Source organism: Roseateles sp. L2-2, assembly GCF_050613215.1.
Classification (GTDB): Bacteria; Pseudomonadota; Gammaproteobacteria; order Burkholderiales; family Burkholderiaceae_C; genus Roseateles; species Roseateles noduli.
This window is the reverse complement of sequence record NZ_CP192509.1, coordinates 4,706,360-4,724,310: the sequence shown is the minus strand read 5'-3', so window position 1 is coordinate 4,724,310 and position 17,951 is coordinate 4,706,360. Positions and strand designations below refer to the sequence as shown.

15 protein-coding genes are annotated in these 17,951 nt (G+C 70.1%); 5 read left to right on the top strand and 10 right to left on the bottom strand.

Translation table 11 applies throughout. The annotated features are described in order from the left end of the window. The first annotated feature begins 38 nt into the window (after positions 1–38). Positions 39–1,589 (top strand): methyl-accepting chemotaxis protein, encoded by a 1,551-nt coding sequence (locus ACQZ13_RS21000; protein WP_431047799.1) that lies wholly within the window; start codon positions 39–41, stop codon positions 1,587–1,589. A gap of 60 nt (positions 1,590–1,649) precedes the next feature. Here the strand turns inward: ACQZ13_RS21000 and ACQZ13_RS20995 are convergent, their stop codons facing one another. From ACQZ13_RS20995 to ACQZ13_RS20985, 3 genes are all read right to left on the bottom strand, one after another. Then, on the bottom strand, positions 1,650–2,525 hold the full coding sequence (locus tag ACQZ13_RS20995) for a hypothetical protein (RefSeq protein ID WP_431047797.1): 876 nt from the start codon (positions 2,523–2,525) through the stop codon (positions 1,650–1,652). Then, positions 2,522–3,214 carry a DNA adenine methylase gene (locus tag ACQZ13_RS20990; RefSeq protein ID WP_431047795.1) on the bottom strand — a complete coding sequence of 231 codons (693 nt, stop codon included), beginning with the start codon at positions 3,212–3,214 and terminating at the stop codon, positions 2,522–2,524. Before ACQZ13_RS20990 ends, ACQZ13_RS20995 begins: the two co-directional genes overlap by 4 nt. A 172-nt stretch (positions 3,215–3,386) precedes the next feature. Further along, a complete protein-coding gene (locus ACQZ13_RS20985; RefSeq protein ID WP_088405293.1) occupies positions 3,387–3,650 on the bottom strand; it encodes a hypothetical protein in 264 nt (87 codons plus the stop codon). 239 nt (positions 3,651–3,889) lie between these two features. Here ACQZ13_RS20985 and ACQZ13_RS20980 point away from each other — a divergent pair, with 239 nt between their 5' ends. After that, positions 3,890–6,049, top strand: a complete 2,160-nt coding sequence (locus ACQZ13_RS20980) for a S46 family peptidase (protein WP_431047793.1) — start codon at positions 3,890–3,892, stop codon at positions 6,047–6,049. 151 nt (positions 6,050–6,200) lie between these two features. Here the strand turns inward: ACQZ13_RS20980 and ACQZ13_RS20975 are convergent, their stop codons facing one another. Both ACQZ13_RS20975 and ACQZ13_RS20970 read right to left on the bottom strand, forming a co-directional pair. Then, complete coding sequence (locus tag ACQZ13_RS20975) at positions 6,201–7,352, bottom strand: alpha-hydroxy acid oxidase (RefSeq protein WP_431047791.1); 1,152 nt, start codon at positions 7,350–7,352, stop codon at positions 6,201–6,203. Between the two features lie 162 nt (positions 7,353–7,514). Then, on the bottom strand, positions 7,515–8,456 hold the full coding sequence (locus tag ACQZ13_RS20970) for a LysR family transcriptional regulator (RefSeq protein ID WP_431047789.1): 942 nt from the start codon (positions 8,454–8,456) through the stop codon (positions 7,515–7,517). Between the two features lie 101 nt (positions 8,457–8,557). On the opposite strand from ACQZ13_RS20970, the gene ACQZ13_RS20965 reads away from it, so the two are divergent. Continuing rightward, complete coding sequence (locus ACQZ13_RS20965) at positions 8,558–8,995, top strand: YbaN family protein (protein ID WP_431047787.1); 438 nt, start codon at positions 8,558–8,560, stop codon at positions 8,993–8,995. Here ACQZ13_RS20965 and ACQZ13_RS20960 read toward each other — a convergent pair whose 3' ends face one another. From ACQZ13_RS20960 to argH, 4 genes are all read right to left on the bottom strand, one after another. Further along, entirely contained in the window at positions 8,996–9,217 is a 222-nt protein-coding gene (locus tag ACQZ13_RS20960) for a hypothetical protein (RefSeq protein WP_431047785.1), read from the bottom strand. It abuts the gene before it with no gap. Positions 9,218–9,371: 154 nt separating this feature from the next. Next, on the bottom strand, positions 9,372–10,619 hold the full coding sequence (gene dinB, locus ACQZ13_RS20955) for a DNA polymerase IV (protein WP_431047783.1): 1,248 nt from the start codon (positions 10,617–10,619) through the stop codon (positions 9,372–9,374). A gap of 55 nt (positions 10,620–10,674) precedes the next feature. Further along, entirely contained in the window at positions 10,675–11,196 is a 522-nt protein-coding gene (locus ACQZ13_RS20950) for a hemerythrin domain-containing protein (protein ID WP_431047781.1), read from the bottom strand. Between the two features lie 2 nt (positions 11,197–11,198). Next, positions 11,199–12,674, bottom strand: coding sequence for an argininosuccinate lyase (argH, locus tag ACQZ13_RS20945; protein ID WP_431047779.1), 1,476 nt, complete (start codon positions 12,672–12,674; stop codon positions 11,199–11,201). A 197-nt stretch (positions 12,675–12,871) separates the two neighbouring features. On the opposite strand from argH, the gene ACQZ13_RS20940 reads away from it, so the two are divergent. Next, positions 12,872–14,077 (top strand): sensor histidine kinase, encoded by a 1,206-nt coding sequence (locus ACQZ13_RS20940; protein WP_431047777.1) that lies wholly within the window; start codon positions 12,872–12,874, stop codon positions 14,075–14,077. 76 nt (positions 14,078–14,153) lie between these two features. Continuing rightward, a complete protein-coding gene (locus tag ACQZ13_RS20935) occupies positions 14,154–14,981 on the top strand; it encodes a LytR/AlgR family response regulator transcription factor (protein WP_088405302.1) in 828 nt (275 codons plus the stop codon). 26 nt (positions 14,982–15,007) lie between these two features. Here the strand turns inward: ACQZ13_RS20935 and ppc are convergent, their stop codons facing one another. After that, positions 15,008–17,935, bottom strand: coding sequence for a phosphoenolpyruvate carboxylase (gene ppc / locus ACQZ13_RS20930; protein ID WP_431047774.1), 2,928 nt, complete (start codon positions 17,933–17,935; stop codon positions 15,008–15,010). Between the last annotated feature and the right edge of the window lie 16 nt (positions 17,936–17,951).

Sequence of the window (17,951 nt, the reverse complement as noted above, 5' to 3'; positions counted from 1 at the left end):
GGGGGCGACGCCGCATCCGGCGCCGACGGGAGGATCACATGCGAATGCTGTCCGACTTGAAGGTGGGGGTGAGGCTCGGTCTGGGCTTTGCCTTGCTGGTGCTGCTGATGCTGGCGATGGGCGGGTTCTCGGCGAGCCGGGTGGCGCAGGTCGAGGCCAAGGTCGACGACCTGGCCACGAACTGGCTGCCGAGTACGCGGCTGCTCGGCGCCCTGGGCGAATCGATGAACCAGATGCGCCGGGCGGAGCTGCAGATGCTGGTCGGCGGCGATGCGAAGACGGTGGCGGACGAGTCGGCCCGGTTGACCGAGCAGTGGGGCGTGCTGCCCGGGCTGCTCGCCAGCTACGAGAAGCTCATTGCCGGCGACAAGGAGCGGCAGGTCTTCGGCGACCTCGCGCGGCAGGTGCAGGCTTATCGCGCCACGCAGGAGCGCTACGTGGCCGCGCTCGGCGAGGGTCGGCGGGACGAGGCCGTGGCCCTGCTGCGCGGCGATTCGCGCGCGGCGTTCCGGGGCGCGACCCAGCGTCAGGCGGAGCTCGTGAAGATCAACGCCGAGGGCGCGGACCTCGCCCACCAGCAGGCACGCGCCGACTATCGCGTCGTGCTGACGGCGATCTGGACGCTGGTCGCCGCGGCGATGGCCCTGGGCGCGCTGGTCGGCTGGCTGCTGACGCGGTCGCTGACGCAGCCGCTGCGCGCGGCCTCCGAGACGGCCGACCGGATCGCCGACGGCGACCTGCGCGACATCGATGCGGCTTCCCGCCGCGACGAACTCGGCGACCTGCTGCGGGCGCTGGGCAAGATGCGCGACGCGCTGCATGCGTCGGTGTCGACGGTCCGCTCCAGCGCCGACCAGATCGCGGAATCCAGCCGCGAAGTCGCCGTCGGCAGCAACGACCTGTCCAGCCGCACCGAGGAGGCGGCGTCCAGCCTGGAGCAGACCTCGGCCGCGATGCACCAGTTGACCGATGCGGCGCGTCAGAGCGCCCTCAGCGCCGACGAGGCCAGCCGCATCGCGCAGGACGCGGCCGGCGTGGCCGGCCGGGGCGGGGAGATGGTCGGCCGCGTGGTGTCGACGATGGCCGGCATCCAGCAGTCGTCGCGGCGCATCGCCGACATCATCGGGGTGATCGACGGCATCGCCTTCCAGACCAACATCCTGGCGCTCAACGCGGCGGTCGAGGCGGCCCGCGCGGGCGAGCAGGGCCGCGGCTTCGCCGTGGTGGCGTCCGAGGTGCGCGGCCTGGCGCAGCGCAGCGCGCAGGCGGCGCGCGAGATCAAGACGCTGATCGCGGATTCGGTGGAGCAGGTCGAGACCGGCTCGCGCGCCGTCGGCGACGCCGGCACGACGATGACGCAGGTCGTCGACGCGGTGCGGCAGGTCAGCCAGCTGATCCGCGAGATCGCCGCGGCCACCGGCGGGCAGACGCAGAGCCTGTCGGAGGTCAATGCGGCGGTGACGCAGCTCGACAGCATGACGCAGCAGAACGCCGCGCTGGTCGAGGAGTCCGCCGCCGCGGCCGAGGCGCTCAAGGAGCAGGCCGCGCGGCTGAGCCAGGTGGTGGCGAGGTTCAGGCTGGCGAACTAGGCCACGGCCCTGGCCTGATCGGGTGTGGCCAGACCCTGGCCTTCGCGCCGGGTCGCGACCTCAGGCCGTGAACACCAGCGCGATCTGCTCCGGCTCGCGCATGGCACGGGCCTTGGCCGACGCTGCGCTCGACGTTGTCGCGCCGGGCTCCGTCGCTTTCAGGTGATCGACCAGGAAACGCGCCGTCTCCGGCGAGCGGCTCATCTCGGCCGCGACCACGGCCTCCAGCTCCGACGGACGCAGGTCCATCGCCGCGCACAGCTTGAGCAGGCGCGCTTCGGCTTCGAGGTAATGCCGCTCGACCGTCAGCTTGCGCGAGAAGAGTCCGATCACCTGGCCGACGCGCAGCAGGTGCACGTCGATCAGCGCGATCTCCTCGGACGCCGACCAGCCGCGCACGATGGCCGAGGCCGTCTTCGGACCGACGCCGGGCAGCGCCATCAGCCAGTTGCGCACCTCCTGACCCCCTTCGAAGTCCGGCGCCGACAGCAGCGCGGGCATCACCGCGGCCAGGTGTCGCGCCTTCTGCGCCGCGAAGCGGAAGGCCAGTGCCTTGCCCTCGACCTCCAGCGGCTCGCTGAGCCACGCCCCGAGCGTGAGCTCGCAGACGCCCGGCTGCACGAAGGCGCCGCGCTCGCGGATGCGCGCGAACGCGGCCAGACCCACGGCGGCCGGAATGCCCGGACCGCCGAGCAGCGACGCGCCGACCTCTTCGGCGAGCGAGCGGCCCGACGCCGCCGGCCACGCCGCGTCCGGACGATCCAGCCCGTCGAGGCGATCGAGGCGCCGTGCCAGCGCCTGCTGCATCCAGTAGGCGGGGGTGGGGAACTCCTCCAGGGCGCCCCAGCGGACGCCGCTCAGGAGGAGGTGATGAGGATCGGGAAGTTCTCTTTGAAGGGAAGCGTGTCGGGAAACGAGGGCAACGATCTGGGTCATGGGAGAAGGGGAGCGCCGCCTCTCTGGGCGGCTGGATAGGTGGTGTTCAGCCATTGGGCGAACGCGGCGCGCTCGACCGGATCCATGGCATGGACACGCTCTTGAAGGCGTTCGAGACGCCGCTTGTGGGTCTGGCGCTCGCGGAAGGTGGCTCCGCGGTGCCGGCTGTCGTGAAGCATCTCGGGCGGCTCGAAGTTGAACCACAGCGTTTCCGTGCGCACGTCGGTGTGGGTCTTCGCGCGGAACTCCGTCGTGCGCCACCCCCGCAGGAGGGCGTCGTACGTCGGATGCGCATACCCCGACACAATCACCCGGCACGGCAGCGCCGCGAGCTGCGCCAGCAGCGCCTCGTGGTCCGCCGCGCCGTATTCGTGCCGGTAGATGCGCGTCTGCCGGCGCGTCTCGGGGTGGTAGGGCGGGTCCACGTAGACCAGCTCGTCCCCCTCGAACACATGCCGCGCGAGGAAATCCTCCGCGCGACCATGAACGAGCTCGACGGCGGGAAGGGCCAGATCGCGCCAGCGCGCGATGACCCGTTCGTCGGCGTCGACGGCGATCGAACGCGCCGCCGGCAGCTTGTGGCGCAGGACCGCGCCACCGCCGACATGCGTCTCGATGTACACCCGGTGCGGAGGCATCAGGTTGATGACGTGCTGGTACGTCTTGCCCTTGCCGCCTGGATACTTCATGCGGCGGATCATCGTCAGAAGTGACGATGATGTCAAGGCGACAACACGCCGTTCGGGCGGTCGAGCGCAAGCCGGCGGAGCCGGTGCCCCTCTGCGCTCAATCTCCTCCTCGCCGCTCGGAATTCGCTCCGAGGGGCACCGGCTCCGCCGGCTTCGATGCACCCAGGCGTGCTCAGAGCGCGGTCAGCCAGTCGCAGCGAAGACGGCCCGAGCGGTGCAGTCTTTTGCGGCTGCCGGTGTAGGCCATCGGCAGCATCCAGGCCACCAGACACAACGGCAGTGCGATCCACGCCTGGATCAATAACGCGCCCGGAACACCCATGAAACCCAGCATCCAGATCGTCAGCACGATGTTCCAGACCGCCAGCTCGACCGGGTGACGGGCGCTGTGCATCACCATCCAGCGCTTCACCTGGCTGAGCTGCGTGAGAGTCATGGCGGGCTCCTGGACGACGGGGAGAGGGGCGGGGACGGGCCTGGGCGGGGCCGGGAACGAATGGGCTGAAGTGTAAGTTTGGAGTCAGGTTTTCCCCATCCCACGCTCGTGGAGCCCGACTGGAACTCCGGGTTATCCCGCCATGCGGCATGGGGGCCGGGTGCCGACCGGCACGGGTCCGGCCCGGCGCGCTCGTGTATGGTTCGCCCCTTCTCAGAAGGTGGACAGGAGTCCCGCGAATGAAACGACTGATGTGGGCCGCGCTGGCGTTGTACGCCGCGGCCGGCGCCCAGGCGCACGAAGGCATGTGGATGCCGCAGCAGCTGCCGCTGGTGGCCAAGGACATGAAGGCCCTGGGTCTGAAGTTCGATCCTTCGCGGCTGTCGCAGCCGCTGGGGTACCCGATGGGCGCGGTGGTCAGCCTGGGCGGCTGCACGGCCTCGTTCGTGTCGCCGCAGGGCCTGGTGGTGACCAACCACCACTGCGCGTTCGGCAGCATCCAGTACAACTCGACGCCGCAGAAGGACCTGCTGAAGAACGGCTTCCTGGCCGCGTCGCTGGCCGACGAGCTCCCGGCCGCGCCCGGCAGCCGCATCCTGGTCACGGTCGCGCAGACCTACGTGACCGACAAGGTGATCGACAAGAAGACCGCCGCGCTGCAGGGCAAGGCCCGCATCGACGCGATCGAGGCCAACGAGAAGTCGCTGGTGGCCGAGTGCGAGAAGGACGCCGGCCATCGCTGCTCGGTGGCCGCGTACTACGGCGGCGTGATCTATCAGCTGACCAAGCAGCTCGAGATCCGCGACGTCCGGCTGGTCCATGCGCCGGCCGAAGGCGTCGGCGTCTTCGGCGGCGACACCGACAACTGGATGTGGCCGCGCCACACCGGCGACTACAGCTTCTACCGCGCCTACGTCGGCCCGGACGGCAAGCCGGCGGACTTCAGCAAGGACAACAAGCCCTTCCAGCCGCAGCAGTTCCTGAAGATGGCGAGCTCGCCGCTGGGCGAGAACGACTTCGTCGCCGTGGCCGGTTATCCGGGCCGCACCAACCGTCATCGCCTGCCGTCGGAAGTCGACTTCGCGTTCGCGTGGGACTTCCCGCACCGCGTCAAGGCGATGGGCGAGCAGCTCGACCTGATCAAGGAAGCGACCGCCGGTCGCCGCGATGCCGAGATCAAGCTGGCCAACACCGTCGCGGGCGTCAACAACTACTACAAGAACTACCAGGGCCAGATGGCCAGCTACGCGGGCAGCGACATCCTCGCGCGCAAGCAGGCGGCTTTCAACGAGATGAAGGCCTGGGTGAACGCCGACGCCAAGCGCCGCGACGCCTACGGCGCCTCGCTGGTCGAGGTGGAACGCCTGATCGCCGAGCGCCAGGGCATCGTGCGCCGCGAGTTCCTGCTGAGCTACGCGACGCCCGCGCTGGTCAAGAGCGCGAGCGACCTGTACGAGCAGTCGCTGCAGCGCAAGAAGCCGGATGCGGAGCGCAAGGCCGGTTACCAGGACCGCGACCAGCTGCGCCGCAAGCAGGCCGTGGAGACGCTGGACCGCCGCTTCGACGAGGTCACCGAGAAGAAGGTGGTCAGCCACTTCCTGACGCAATACCTGGCCCTGCCGGCGGATCAGCTGAACGCTGCGTTCCTGAGCGCGCTGGGCGTGCGCGCGGGCATGGACGCCGCGGCCGTGACGGCGCGCGTGGACGCGCTGTATGCGGGCACCAAGCTGACCGACAAGGCCGAGCGCACCGCCTGGCTGTCGCGCGACGCCGCCGCCTTCGAAGGCAGCACCGACACGCTGGTCAAGGCCGCCGTGGCGCTGCATGCCGACGAGGAAGCGCGCGAGAACCGCGACAAGGAACTGGCCGGCAAGATGCAGCAGGCTTACGCCGCGACGATGCAGGCCGAGATCGACTTCAAGGCCAGCCGCGGCCAGCCGGTCTATCCGGACGCGAACAGCACGCTGCGCGTGGCCTTCGGTCAGGTGAAGGGCCGCACGCCGGGCGTGGACGGCACGACCTGGACGGCGTTCACGACGCTGCGCGGCATCGTGGCCAAGCACACCGGCACGGGCGAGTTCAACGCGCCCGCCGAGCAGCTCGCCGCGATCAAGGCGCGTCAGTTCGACAAGTACGGCGTGAAGGCGCTGGACTCGGTGCCGGTGAACTTCCTGGCGACGCTGGACACGACGGGCGGCAACTCCGGCTCGCCGGTGCTGAACGGCAACGGCGAACTGGTCGGCCTGCTGTTCGACGGCACGCTGGACGCGGTGATCTCCGACTGGGACTTCAACGACAACATGAACCGCAGCATCTGCCTGGATGCGCGCTACATGCTGTGGCAGATGAAGGTCGTCGACAAGGCGGACCGCCTGCTGAAGGAAATGAACGCGCTGTGATCGCGCGCGCTTTCCGCTGAGCGATCCTTGCGGTCGCTCCCGTCAACGCCCCGCCTCGTGCGGGGCGTTTTGCTTCCGGGTCTCGCTGCCTGCCTCGACCCTCACCCCAACCCCTCTCCCGCAGTGCGGGAGAGGGGCAAGAGGAGGGGGCTTACTTCGGGAAGGTGCCCGGCAGCAGGATGTCGCGGCCGACGCCGCGCAGCTCGCGGTGGCCGCAGAAGGCCATCGTCAGGTCGAGTTCGCGATGGATGATCTCCAGCGCCTTGGTCACGCCGGGGCCACCCATCGCGCCCAGGCCGTACAGGAACGCGCGCCCGATGTAGGTGCCGCGCGCGCCCAGGGCCCAGGCCTTGAGCACGTCCTGGCCCGAGCGGATGCCGCCGTCCAGGTGCACCTCGATGCGGCCGCCGACGGCCTCGACGATGCGCGGCAGCGCGCGGATGCTGGACTCCGCGCCGTCGAGCTGGCGTCCGCCGTGGTTGCTGACGATCAGCGCGTCGGCCCCGGTGGCGGCGGCGAGCTTGGCATCCTCCTCGTCGATGATGCCCTTGATGATCAGCTTGCCGCCCCAGCGCTCGCGGATCCACTGCACGTCGTTCCAGCTCAGTTGCGGATCGAACTGCTTGGCGGTCCATTCGGACAGCGAGCTCATGTCGCCGACGCCCTTCACGTGGCCGACGATGTTGCCGAAGTGCCGCCGCGGCGTGCCCAGCATGCCCAGGCACCAGCGCGGCTTGGTCGCCATGTTGATCAGGTTGGGCAGCGTCAGCTTGGGCGGCGCGGACAGGCCGTTCTTCAGGTCCTTGTGGCGCTGGCCCAGGATCTGCAGGTCCAGCGTCAGCACCAGCGCCTCGCACTTCGCGGCCTTGGCACGGTCGATCAGGCTGTGGATGAAGCCCTTGTCCTTCATCACGTAGAGCTGGAACCAGAACGGCGCCGTGGTGTTCGCGGCGATGTCCTCGATCGAGCAGATGCTCATCGTCGAGAGCGTGAACGGCACGCCGAAGGCTTCCGCGGCCTTGGCGCCGAGGATCTCGCCGTCCGCGTGCTGCATGCCGGTCATCCCGGTCGGTGCGATTGCCACCGGCATCGCCACCGGGCGGCCGATCATCGTGGCCGCGGTGCTTCGACCGGTCATGTCCACGGCCACGCGCTGGCGCAGCTTGATGGACTGGAAGTCCGATTCGTTGGCGCGGTAGGTGCTCTCGGTCCAGGACCCGGAGTCCGCGTAGTCGTAGAACATGCGCGGGACGCGGCGCTGCGCGAGCACGCGCAGGTCTTCGATGGAGGTGATGACGCTCATTCGCCAGATGCTAGGCGAGCCGCACGGGCCGTGGCCGGAAAGTTTGGCGGGCCGGGCCGGAGGATCCTTCCGATGACCTCGATGACGCTCGGTCCACCGAGGCTCCCTCTCCCGCACCGCGGGAGAGGGCGGGGGTGAGGGCTGCGGTCTCGCGAGCGTCGGTCACGCTGTGCCCGCGTCCGGCTCTGCGCTCGTGCCCTCACTGAGCGTCTGACAATGCCGGACGAGCCAGCGGGCGAAGGCACGCGCCGCCTCGCCGTCGGTGCGCCGCACCAGCCCGTAGGGCATGGCCGCCGGCACCGCGAGATCGAACAGGCGCTTGAGCGCGCCGCCGCGCAGGTAGGTGGCCGCCAGGCTGGGCCGGCCGAGCACGATGCCCTGGCCGCAGGCCGCGGCCTCCAGCGTCAGGCCGAGGTCGACGAAGCGCGTGCCCTGCGCAGGCTCGGGCCAGTCGAGCCCGGCGGCGCGCAGCCACGGCTGCCAGGGTTGCAGCGGCGTGCGCAGCAGCGGTGCGGAGGCCAGGTCCGCCGGCGCATGGATGGCCGGCAGTCGCGCGAGCAGTGACGGCGCAGCCATCGGGGTGACGACGTCGTCGAGCAGGACCTCGCCACCCACCGGGATGGTGCCGGCAAAGATCTCGATGTCCGCCGGCGGTGCGGGCTGGTCCAGGTACGGCGTCGACAGCAGCAATTCGAGCTCGATGTCCGGATGCTCGAGCTCGAAGCCGGGCAGGGCGGGCACCAGCACCTGGCGTGCGAAGGTCGGCGGGCTGGTGATGCTGAGCCGGACGATGCGCTGCTGATCGCGCCGATGCAGCGGCACGGCGGCCAGCAGCGCCAGCGCGGTCCGGACCTGCGCGAGGTACTCCTTGCCGGCGGCGGTGAGTCGCAGCGGATTGCGCGTCAGCAGCGGCTGGCCGAGGCGTTCTTCCAAGGTGGCGATGCGCTTGCCGACGGCGCTTGCGCTGACGTGGAGCACCTCGGCGGCGCGCTCCAGGCTGCCGAGCCGCGCCGCGGCCTCGAAGGCCAGCAGGCCGTCGATCGAAGGCAGGCGCAAGGAGTCGTCGATGGGCTCGCCTGGGGCGTGGCGCGAGGGATCGCTCATGGCCGCGACTGTAGCGTCCGGGGCCCTTCCTTCCCTCAGGCCGACAGGGAGGCTGGATGGCGAGCGCACGAGTTGCCTCGGAGCGCAGCTACAGTGGCGCGATGTCCGAAGTTCCCGAGAGAAGCCTGACCGCCGCTGAGGCCGCGGCCGACGACGCCACCGTGCGCGTGCTGGAACAGGCGTCCCTGTGGCGCCGTCTGCCGTGGATGGTGGGCGGCGCGCTGAGCCTGGTGCTGGGCGTGATCGGCATCTTCCTGCCGCTGCTGCCGACGACCCCTTTCGTCCTGCTGGCGGCGTTCTGCTTCGCGCGCGGGTCTGCACGTTGCGAGGCGTGGCTGGTCGGCCACCCGCGCTTCGGGCCGATGATCGTCCAGTGGCGCGCGAATCGCGCGGTGCCGCTTCGGGCCAAGCAGATGGCCTGGGGAATGATGGCGATCAGTTCGGCCATTTCCGCATTCGTCATGCCGGTCTTGCCATGGCTACCGGCCGTCTGCTGCCTGGCGGTCGGCATCTGGCTCTGGCGTCTGCCGACGGCTTGATCACCGATTCCGCTCGTTGCGGTCCAGCCAGAGCGTGACGACAGCGGCAATTGCGATCGCCGCGAGGTCCCGATAGAAGCTCTGGGGAAAGAACAAGCTGCCGCAGATGCTCAGGAAACCGCCGCCTCCCAAGGAGGTTCGGAGCACGCCGAACCAACGGTCATAGGCAGGCTGTCCGCCGGACGAAAAATGGCTGGAAAGAGGGATGAGTGGGCTGCGCATGGATCGCTCTTCATGACTGCTGGATCGATCACTTTGCGCGCCAATGGGCGTCTCAAAATGCAACCAAACGGTCATGCAGGTGTGGCCTCGGCGAGAACCTTGCGAAATATCAACTTGCGTTGCGACCTGCGTCTCACCGACGGGGCGGAGCGTCTCAGCTGAACAACTGCAGGTTCTCCGGCTTCGGCATCGTGCTCGCGGTGTCGCTCTTGCTGGCGGCGCTGCGCGTGCGTCGCACCGGCTCGACGTCCCCGGGCCGGCTGAGCTTGCCGACCCGCACGCCCAGCAGCCGCAGCCGCTGGCTCAGGTCCACGCGCTTGAGGCACAGCCCCGCCGCGTGCCGGATCGACGCCGCGTCCTGCACCGGCGCGTCCAGCGTCAGGTCGCGCGTCACCGTGCGGAAGCCTTCGAAGCGCAGCTTGATGCCGATCGTGCGCCCCAGGTAGCCCTTGCGCTGCAGGTCGGAGGCGAGCTGCTCGCACAGCGCGGTGAAGATGCGCGACAGCTCCGGCCGGTCGCGCTTGGCATGCAGGTCGCGCTCGAAGGTCGTCTCGCGGCTGATGGACACCGGCTCGCTGTAGGTCACCACCGGCCGCTCGTCGAGGCCCCAGGCCGCCTGGTGCAACCAGGCGCTATAGCCCGCGCCGAAATGCTGCAGCAGCAGCTCCGGCGCCGCGGCCGCGAGTTCGCCGATGGTGTGGATCTCCAGGCCTTCGAGCTTGGCGCCGGCCTTGGGCCCGATGCCGTTGATGCGACGTACCGGCAGCGGCCAGATCTTGGTCGGCAGGTCCTCCATCATGATCAGCGTCAGGCCGTCGGGCTTGTCGAGCTCCGACGCGATCTTGGACAGCAGCTTGTTGGGCGTCACCCCGATCGAGCAGGTCAGCCCGGTCGCCCTCTGCACCGAGTTCTTGATCTCCCGCGCGATCGCCCGCACGCCGCCGAGCGGGTCGTGACCGACCGCCTCACGCGCGCCGGGCACGTCGGTGAGGTCGATGTAGATCTCGTCGATGCCCCGGTCCTCGACCACCGGCGCGATCTCGCGCACCGCCGCCTTGAACAGCCGCGAGAAGTGCCGGTACGAGTCGAAGTCCGCCGGCAGCAGGATGGCCTGCGGCGCGCGCAGCGCCGCCTTCATCAGCCCCATCGCGGAGAACACGCCCAGGTCGCGCGCCGCGTAGGTCGACGTCGTCACGACGCCGCGCCCGGTGTAGTCGGCCAGCTTGAAGAACTCGCGCGTGCCGTCGGGCCGCTCCTGCGGCGTGTGGGCGCGCCGGCCGCCGACCACCACCGGCAGGCCCTTGAGCTCCGGATAACGCAGCAGCTCCACGGACGCGTAGAACGCGTCCATGTCCAGATGGGCGATCAGGCGATCGGGCAGCTCTGGCGTCGGCTCGGCCATGCGAAGGATTGTGAGCCCCGGCGCTGACAGTCGCTGTCAGCAGGGGCGGCGACGGTCAGTGTCCGCAGCTCGTCGAGCCACAGGCCGACACGGCCTTCTCGGCCTCTCCGACCGCGTCGGCCTTGGCCTCGGAACTTCCCGAGGCCTTGATCGGATCGCGGCATTCGCCCGTCTTCGGATCGAAGCCACGCTGTTCCATCGTGTAGACCAGCGCCGCATCCATCATCTCGGCGTGTCCGGGGAACCATTGCGACAGCTCGGTGCGCACGATGGCCAGCGGCTCGCGGTCGCCCAGGTCCTCGGCGTAGCGCACCACCTCACGCATCACGTTGAGCACCATCGCGTGCTGGCTGCTGTGGCAGTTCTCCGGCTCGAAGCCGGTCGCCGCCATCCAGCGTTCCTCCATCGCGAAGTGCTCTTCCGTGTGGGCGAGCAGTTCCTTGAACGCCGGCAGCGCGTCCTCGCCGCGATCGAGCGTGTCGGCGTAGCGGTTCAACAGCGTCACGAATTCCTCGTGCGTGTGGTCGAGCTCCGGCTGATTCAGCACGAGCTCGTCGGTCCAGGCCAGCGCGCTCATGCTCAGGCCTTCGTGTCGATGCCGGCGGCGACGCCGAGGCGGGCACGGTGACGCGCGACCTGCGCGCGCACCTGCGCCGGCGCCGTGCCGCCGAGGATGTTGCGCGCGTTCAGCGAGCCCGTCAGCGACAGCACCTCATACACGTCCTCGCCGATGCGCGGGTCGAATTGACGCAGCGCCTCCAGCGGCAGCGCCGACAGGTCGATGCCCTGCGCCTGCGCCGTCTTCACCGCGTGCGCGACGATCTCGTGCGCGTCGCGGAAGGCCAGGCCCTGCTTGACCAGGTAGTCCGCCAGGTCGGTCGCCGTCGCGTAGCCCTTGAGCGCGGCGCGTTCCATCGCGTCGGCCTTGACCGTCAGGCCGGCCATCATCTCCGCGAAGATCCGCAGCGTGTCGCTCAGCGTGTCGACGGTGTCGAACAGCGGTTCCTTGTCTTCCTGGTTGTCCTTGTTGTAGGCCAGCGGCTGGCCCTTCATCAGCGTGATCAGTCCCATCAGGTGGCCCACCACGCGGCCGCTCTTGCCGCGCGCCAGCTCGGGCACGTCCGGGTTCTTCTTCTGCGGCATGATGCTGGAGCCGGTGCAGAACCGGTCCGGCAGCGCGATGAAGCCGAAGGCCTGGCTCATCCAGAGGATCAGCTCTTCCGACAGGCGCGAGATGTGCACCATGATCAGCGCCGCCGCGGCGCTGAACTCGATCGCGAAGTCGCGGTCGCTGACGGCGTCCAGGCTGTTCTGCGCCACGCCTTCCATGCCCAGCGTGCGCGCGACGCGCTCGCGGTCCAGCGGATAGCTCGTGCCGGCCAGCGCGGCCGCGCCCAGCGGCAGGCGGTTCACGCGCTTGCGGGTGTCGAGCAACCGCTCGACGTCGCGGGCGAACATCTCGACGTAGGCCAGCATGTGATGACCGAAGGCCACCGGCTGCGCGACCTGCAGATGGGTGAAGCCCGGCAGGATCACGTCGGCGTGGCGCTCGGCCTGGTCGACCAGCACGCGCTGCAGCTCGCTCAGCAGGCCGGTCAGCGTGTCGATCTCGCCGCGCAGCCACAGGCGCACGTCGGTGGCGACCTGGTCGTTGCGGCTGCGGCCGGTGTGCAGCCGCTTGCCGGCCAGGCCGACCAGCTCGGTCAGGCGGGCCTCGATGTTCAGGTGCACGTCCTCCAGGTCCAGCTTCCACTCGAAGCGGCCCGAGCCGATCTCCTCGCGGATCTGCGCCATGCCCTTCTGGATCGCGGCCAGGTCCTCGGCGCCGATGATCCCCTGCGCGGCCAGCATGTCCGCGTGGGCCAGCGAGCCCTGGATGTCCGCGGCCCACAGGCGCTTGTCGAAGTCGACGCTGGCGGTGTAGCGCTTGACCAGCTCGCTCACGGGCTCGGAGAACAGCGCGGACCAGGCCTGCGTCTTGTTGGCGAGCTGGTTGTCGGCGACCTGGGGGGCGACCGGGGGGTTGGACGAGGCGTCAGTGAGGGAGGAGGACATCGGCTTGCAAGGCGTTACGACTTCGCGGCGCCCCGGGCGTGTCCGCATAGGAAGCGGACGGACGCCTGGGTGAGAATGAGCCGCCGATTCTAAAGGGGCGCCGCCGTGGCGCCCGAGGGGCCGCTGCAGGGAGCGGGACGGTGCGCCGGACAGGGCGCGGCACAGGGAGCGGGACAGTGCGGGGACGGGACGATCCGATGGCCACGAAGGCGACGAACGGGAAGACGACGGGGCACGCCCCGCGGCGCTCGGCCGAGCCGTCGACGCAGCCCGCGAGCACGCAGCCCGCGAGCACGCAGCCGATGAGCACGCAGCCGATGAGCACCCAGCCCTCGGACAGCCGGCCGATGCCGCTGCAGCCGGCCTGGGAGGAAACCCGCCTGGATGCACGAGCGGTCGAACCGCCGCGGCTGATCGACGCGCAGCGTCGTTTCGACGTCTGCCATGTCGGGCTCGTGCTGCGCGCCGTGCTGAGCATGCAACTGGTGCTGTCGCTGGGCCTGGCGATGACCTCCGAGACGACCGCCCAGTGGGTCTGGGCGATGGGCGGCGCGTCCGTCGCGACGCTGAGCGGCGTGCTGGCCTGGCTGCTGATCGTGTGCGCCTCCAAGCGCGTGCTGGCGCGTCTGCCGGAATGGGCGCAGTGGGTGCTGCCGATCGGACTCGGCGCGCTCTGCGCCCAGGGCGGCGCGCAACTGCTGGAGGCGGTGGAGTTCGGCAGGCTCGGGACCCTGCAACATGCCGCGGCGGTCGTCACGGGCGGGCTGGCGGCGGGCGTGCTGCTCGGCTGGCTGAAGCTGCGCGAACGCGCGCAGGCGCCCGCCGACGCGCTGGCGCGGCTGGTGGAGCTGCAGTCGCGCATCCGGCCGCATTTCCTCTTCAACACGCTGAACACCGCGATCGCGCTGGTGCGCGTCGATCCGAACCGTGCCGAGGAGGTGCTGGAGGATCTGGCGGAGCTGTTCCGCGTGGCGCTGGCCGACGCGGGTCCGACCGCCGAAGGCGTGCGGCTGGACCAGGAGGTCGAGCTGGCGCGGCGTTATCTGGCGATCGAGCAACTGCGCTTCGGCAGCCGGCTTCGGGTGCATTGGCAGCTCGACCCGCATGCGGCGGAAGCGCGCGTGCCGCCGCTGCTGCTGCAGCCGCTGGTGGAGAACGCCGTGCGCCACGGCGTCGAGCCCAACGACGGCGGCGGTGACGTAGACATCGTGACGCGGGCGCGCGGCAGCGAGATCGAGATCCGCGTCGTCAACACGGTCGGACTGCCGTCGCGCGGCGGCGGGCACGGGCTGGCGCTGCGCAACGTGCGGCAGCGGCTGCGGCTGATGCACGACGTGGCGGCGCGGCTGGAGGCCGGGCCGGGCGAAGGGCGTTTCGTCGTGCGGATCGTGATGCCGCGATGAGACCGGGATTCACCATGACGAAGAACGCGATGAGCGCAGACCGCGCAGACAGCGCATTGGGACGGGAGGGAAGGACATGCTGACGCATCCGCCGCTGAGGGTCTTGATCGTCGACGACGAGCCGCTGGCGCGCCTGCGCCTGCGCGGGCTGGTCGAGGCCAACGAGGAGCCGCGCGCCGAGGTCGTGGCCGAGGCCGGCAGCGGCGACCAGGCGCTGGCGTGGCTCAAGGACCATGCCTGCGACCTGATCCTGCTGGACGTGCAGATGCCGGGCCTGGACGGGTTGGGACTGGCGCAGGCGCTGCACGGGCGGCCGTTCGCGCCGGCCATCGTGTTCGTCACCGCGCACGCGCAGCATGCGCTGCTGGCCTTCGAGCTGGAGGCGCTGGACTACCTGACCAAGCCGGTGCGGCGCGAGCGCCTGCAGGCCAGCCTGGCGCGGGCGATGCAGCGCCAGGACGAGCGCGCGGCGGCCAAGGCGCGCGAGGACCGCGACGTCAACGGGCAGGAATCGTCGCCGGGCGCCGAGGCGCCGGTCATCAACATCACCGAACGCGGGCGCCTGCTGCGGGTGCCGCTGGCCGAAGTCCTCTACTTCAAGGCCGAGCTCAAGTACCTCACGCTGCGCACCGCGACGCAAAGCCACGTGATGGACGGCTCGCTCAGCGATCTGGAACAGCGCCTGGGCGACCGTTTCCTGCGCGTGCATCGCAATGCGCTGGTGGCACGCTCGGCCGTGCGCGAACTCGAACGCCATGTGCCGACCGACGGCCAGGCCGATGGCGACGCCGACAACGGCGGCGAACTCGGCTGGGCGGTCCGCATCGCCCATGTGAACGAGTGGCTGGCCGTCTCCAGACGGCAGGTCGCCGCGGTGCGCGAAGCGCTGGCCGGCCAGCGCTGAAACGGCGCTCGCGCCGCCGGGCGACCTCAGCCCGTATTGCGCAAGCCTGCCGCGATCCCGTTGATGGAGAGGTGGATCCCGCGCTGGACGCGTTCCAGCCGCGGATCCTCCGCGCGCTTCTCCGCCGGAATCGCGCGATAGCGTCGCATCAGCTCGACCTGCAGATGGTTCAGCGGATCGATGTACGGGAAGCGGTGCTCGATCGACCGCGCGAGCGCCGGATTGGCCGCGAGCCGGCCGCTCTCGCCGGTGATCAGCGCGATGGCTTCCTCGGTGCGTGCGAACTCGGCCTCGATCGCGCCGAAGATCTTCTTCGCCAGGCGCTTGTCCTCGACCAGCTCCAGATAGCGGCGCGCGATGTCGAGGTCCGCCTTGGCCAGCACCATGTCCAGGTTGGACAGCAGCGTCTTGAAGAAGGGCCACTGCTTGTGCATGCGCTTGAGCAGGGTCAGCTTCTCGTCGCGGCCGGCCTTGTCCTTCCCCAGGAAGTCCTGGACGCCCGAGCCGAAGCCGCACCAGCCCGGCAGCGTGATGCGCGACTGCCCCCAGCTGAAGCCCCACGGAATGGCGCGCAGGTCCTCGATCGCGCGCGTGGCCTTGCGCGAGGCCGGCCGTGAGCCGATGTTGAGCTCCGCGATCTCGCGGATGGGCGTCGTGGCGAAGAAGAAGTCGGCGAAGCCCGGCGTGTCGTAGACCAGCCCGCGGTAGGCCGCGAAGCTGGCGTCCGACAGCGCCTGCGCCGCGGTCATGAAGGCCTGCGGCGCCGTCTTGGTCGGGTGCAGCAGCGTGGCTTCGAGCGTCGCGGCGACCAGCGTCTCCAGGTTGCGCCGGCCGATCTCCGGATTGGCGTACTTGGAGTTGATGACCTCGCCCTGCTCGGTGAGGCGGATCTGGCCGTTCACCGTGCCGGGCGGCTGCGCGAGGATGGCCTGGTAGCTCGGACCGCCGCCGCGGCCCACCGTGCCGCCGCGACCGTGGAACAGGCGCAGCGTCAGCGGGCCCTGCTGGCGCAGCTCGTCGAAGAGCTGCACCAGCGCGATCTCGGCGCGGTACAGCTCCCAGCTGCTGGTGAACACGCCGCCGTCCTTGTTGGAGTCGGAGTAGCCCAGCATGATGTCCTGCTCGCCGCCGGAGCGGCGCACCAGCGCCGCCATGCCGGGCAGCTCGTAGAAGCCGCGCATGATGCCGGGCGCGTTGCGCAGGTCGGCGATGGTCTCGAACAGCGGCACCACGATCAGGTCGCTGACCGCGTCGCCGTCCAGCGTGCCGCGCAGCAGGCCGACTTCCTTCAGCAGCAGCTGCACCTCGAGCAGGTCGCTGACGTCCTCGGTGTGCGAGATGATGTAGTGGCGCAGCGCCTCGCGGCCGAAGCGCTTCAGCGACTCGCGCGCGGTCTCGAAGATCGCCAGCTCGCCCAGCGCGCGCTCGCTGTACTCGGCGCCCAGCACGCGCAGCGGGCGCGTCTGGTTCAGCAGGTCGACCAGCAGCGCGCGGCGTTCCTGCTCGCCCAGCGCCGAGTAGTCGTCGCAGACGCGCGCGTTCTTCAGCAGCTCGACGACGGTGAGTTCGTGCTGGTCGCTGCTCTGGCGCAGGTCCAGCGTCGCCAGGTGGAAACCGAAGACCTGGACCGCGCGGATCAGCGGCTTGAGCCGCGGCGCGATCAGCGCGTGCGCGTGGTGACTCTCCAGCGAGTCCTGGATCACGCGCAGGTCCGCCAGCAGTTCCTCGGGCGACAGGTAGGGATCCTGCGGCGCGACCGCGTGGCGCAGCGCCTCGGTGCCGGTCAGCGATTCCAGTGTCGCGGCCAGCCGCGCGTACATGCCGGTCAGCGCGCGCCGGTAGGGCTCGTCCATCCGGTGTTCGTTCTGGTCCGGGCTGCGCTCGGCCAGCGCCTGCATGGCGGGCGTGACGCCCGCCAGGCGCAGCGAGATCGACAGCTCCGCGCCCAGCTCGTGCAGCTCGGTCAGGTAGTGACGCAGCGCCAGTTCGCTCTGGCGGCGCAGCGCCAGGCGCATCGTGTCGGCGGTGACATTGGGGTTGCCGTCGCGGTCGCCGCCTATCCACTGGCCCATGCGCAGGAAGGGCGGCACGTCCTCGCCCGGCAGCGCTTCCTCCAGCTCGGTGTAAAGCTTGGGGATCTCGCGCAGGAAGGTCGCGTGGTAGTAGCTCAGCGCGTTCTCGATCTCGTCGGCGACGGTGAGCTTCGAGTAGCGCAGCATCCGCGTCTGCCACAACTGCGTGACGCGGGCGCGGATCAGGAGTTCGTTGGCGGCCAGTTCGCGCTCGGTGTGCAGGCGGTCGCGCGCGCCGACCAGCTCGGCCACGGCGCGCTCGGCGTCCAGGATGCTCTTGCGCTGCACTTCGGTCGGGTGGGCCGTCAGCACCGGCGACACGAAACCGTGCGCCAACGTCTTCGCCACTTCCGCGGGCCGCACGCCGGCGTCGAAGAGGCGCTCCAGCGCGTAACCCAGCGAACCCGGCTGCAGGGAGCCCTCGCGCTCGTGCACCTCGCGGCGGCGGACGTGGTGACGGTCTTCGGCGATGTTGGCCAGGTGGGAGAAATAGCTGAACGCGCGGATGACGCTCACCGTCTGCTCGCCCGACAGGCCCTTCAGCAGCTTGTCCATCTGCTTGCCGGCCTGCGCATCCCGCTTCAGGCGGAAGGCGACCGACAGCTGCCGCACGCGCTCCACCAGTTCGTAGGCCTCGCGACCCTCCTGCTCGCGGATCACCTCGCCCAGGATGCGGCCCAGCAGGCGGATGTCGTCCATCAGCGGCTGGTTCTTGTCCTTGATGGTCCGGATCGAGCGGGTGCCGGCCGCGGACTTGGCTGCCGGCTTCGTCTTCGACGCGGGACGCGTGTTGGGGGCAGGTGTTGCGGCCGGCTTGGCGCGGGCTTTGGCGGGGGCCTTGGCGCGGGACTTCGAGGCGGAGGAGTTGGTACTGGCGGGCATGGCGGCGTCAGAGGTT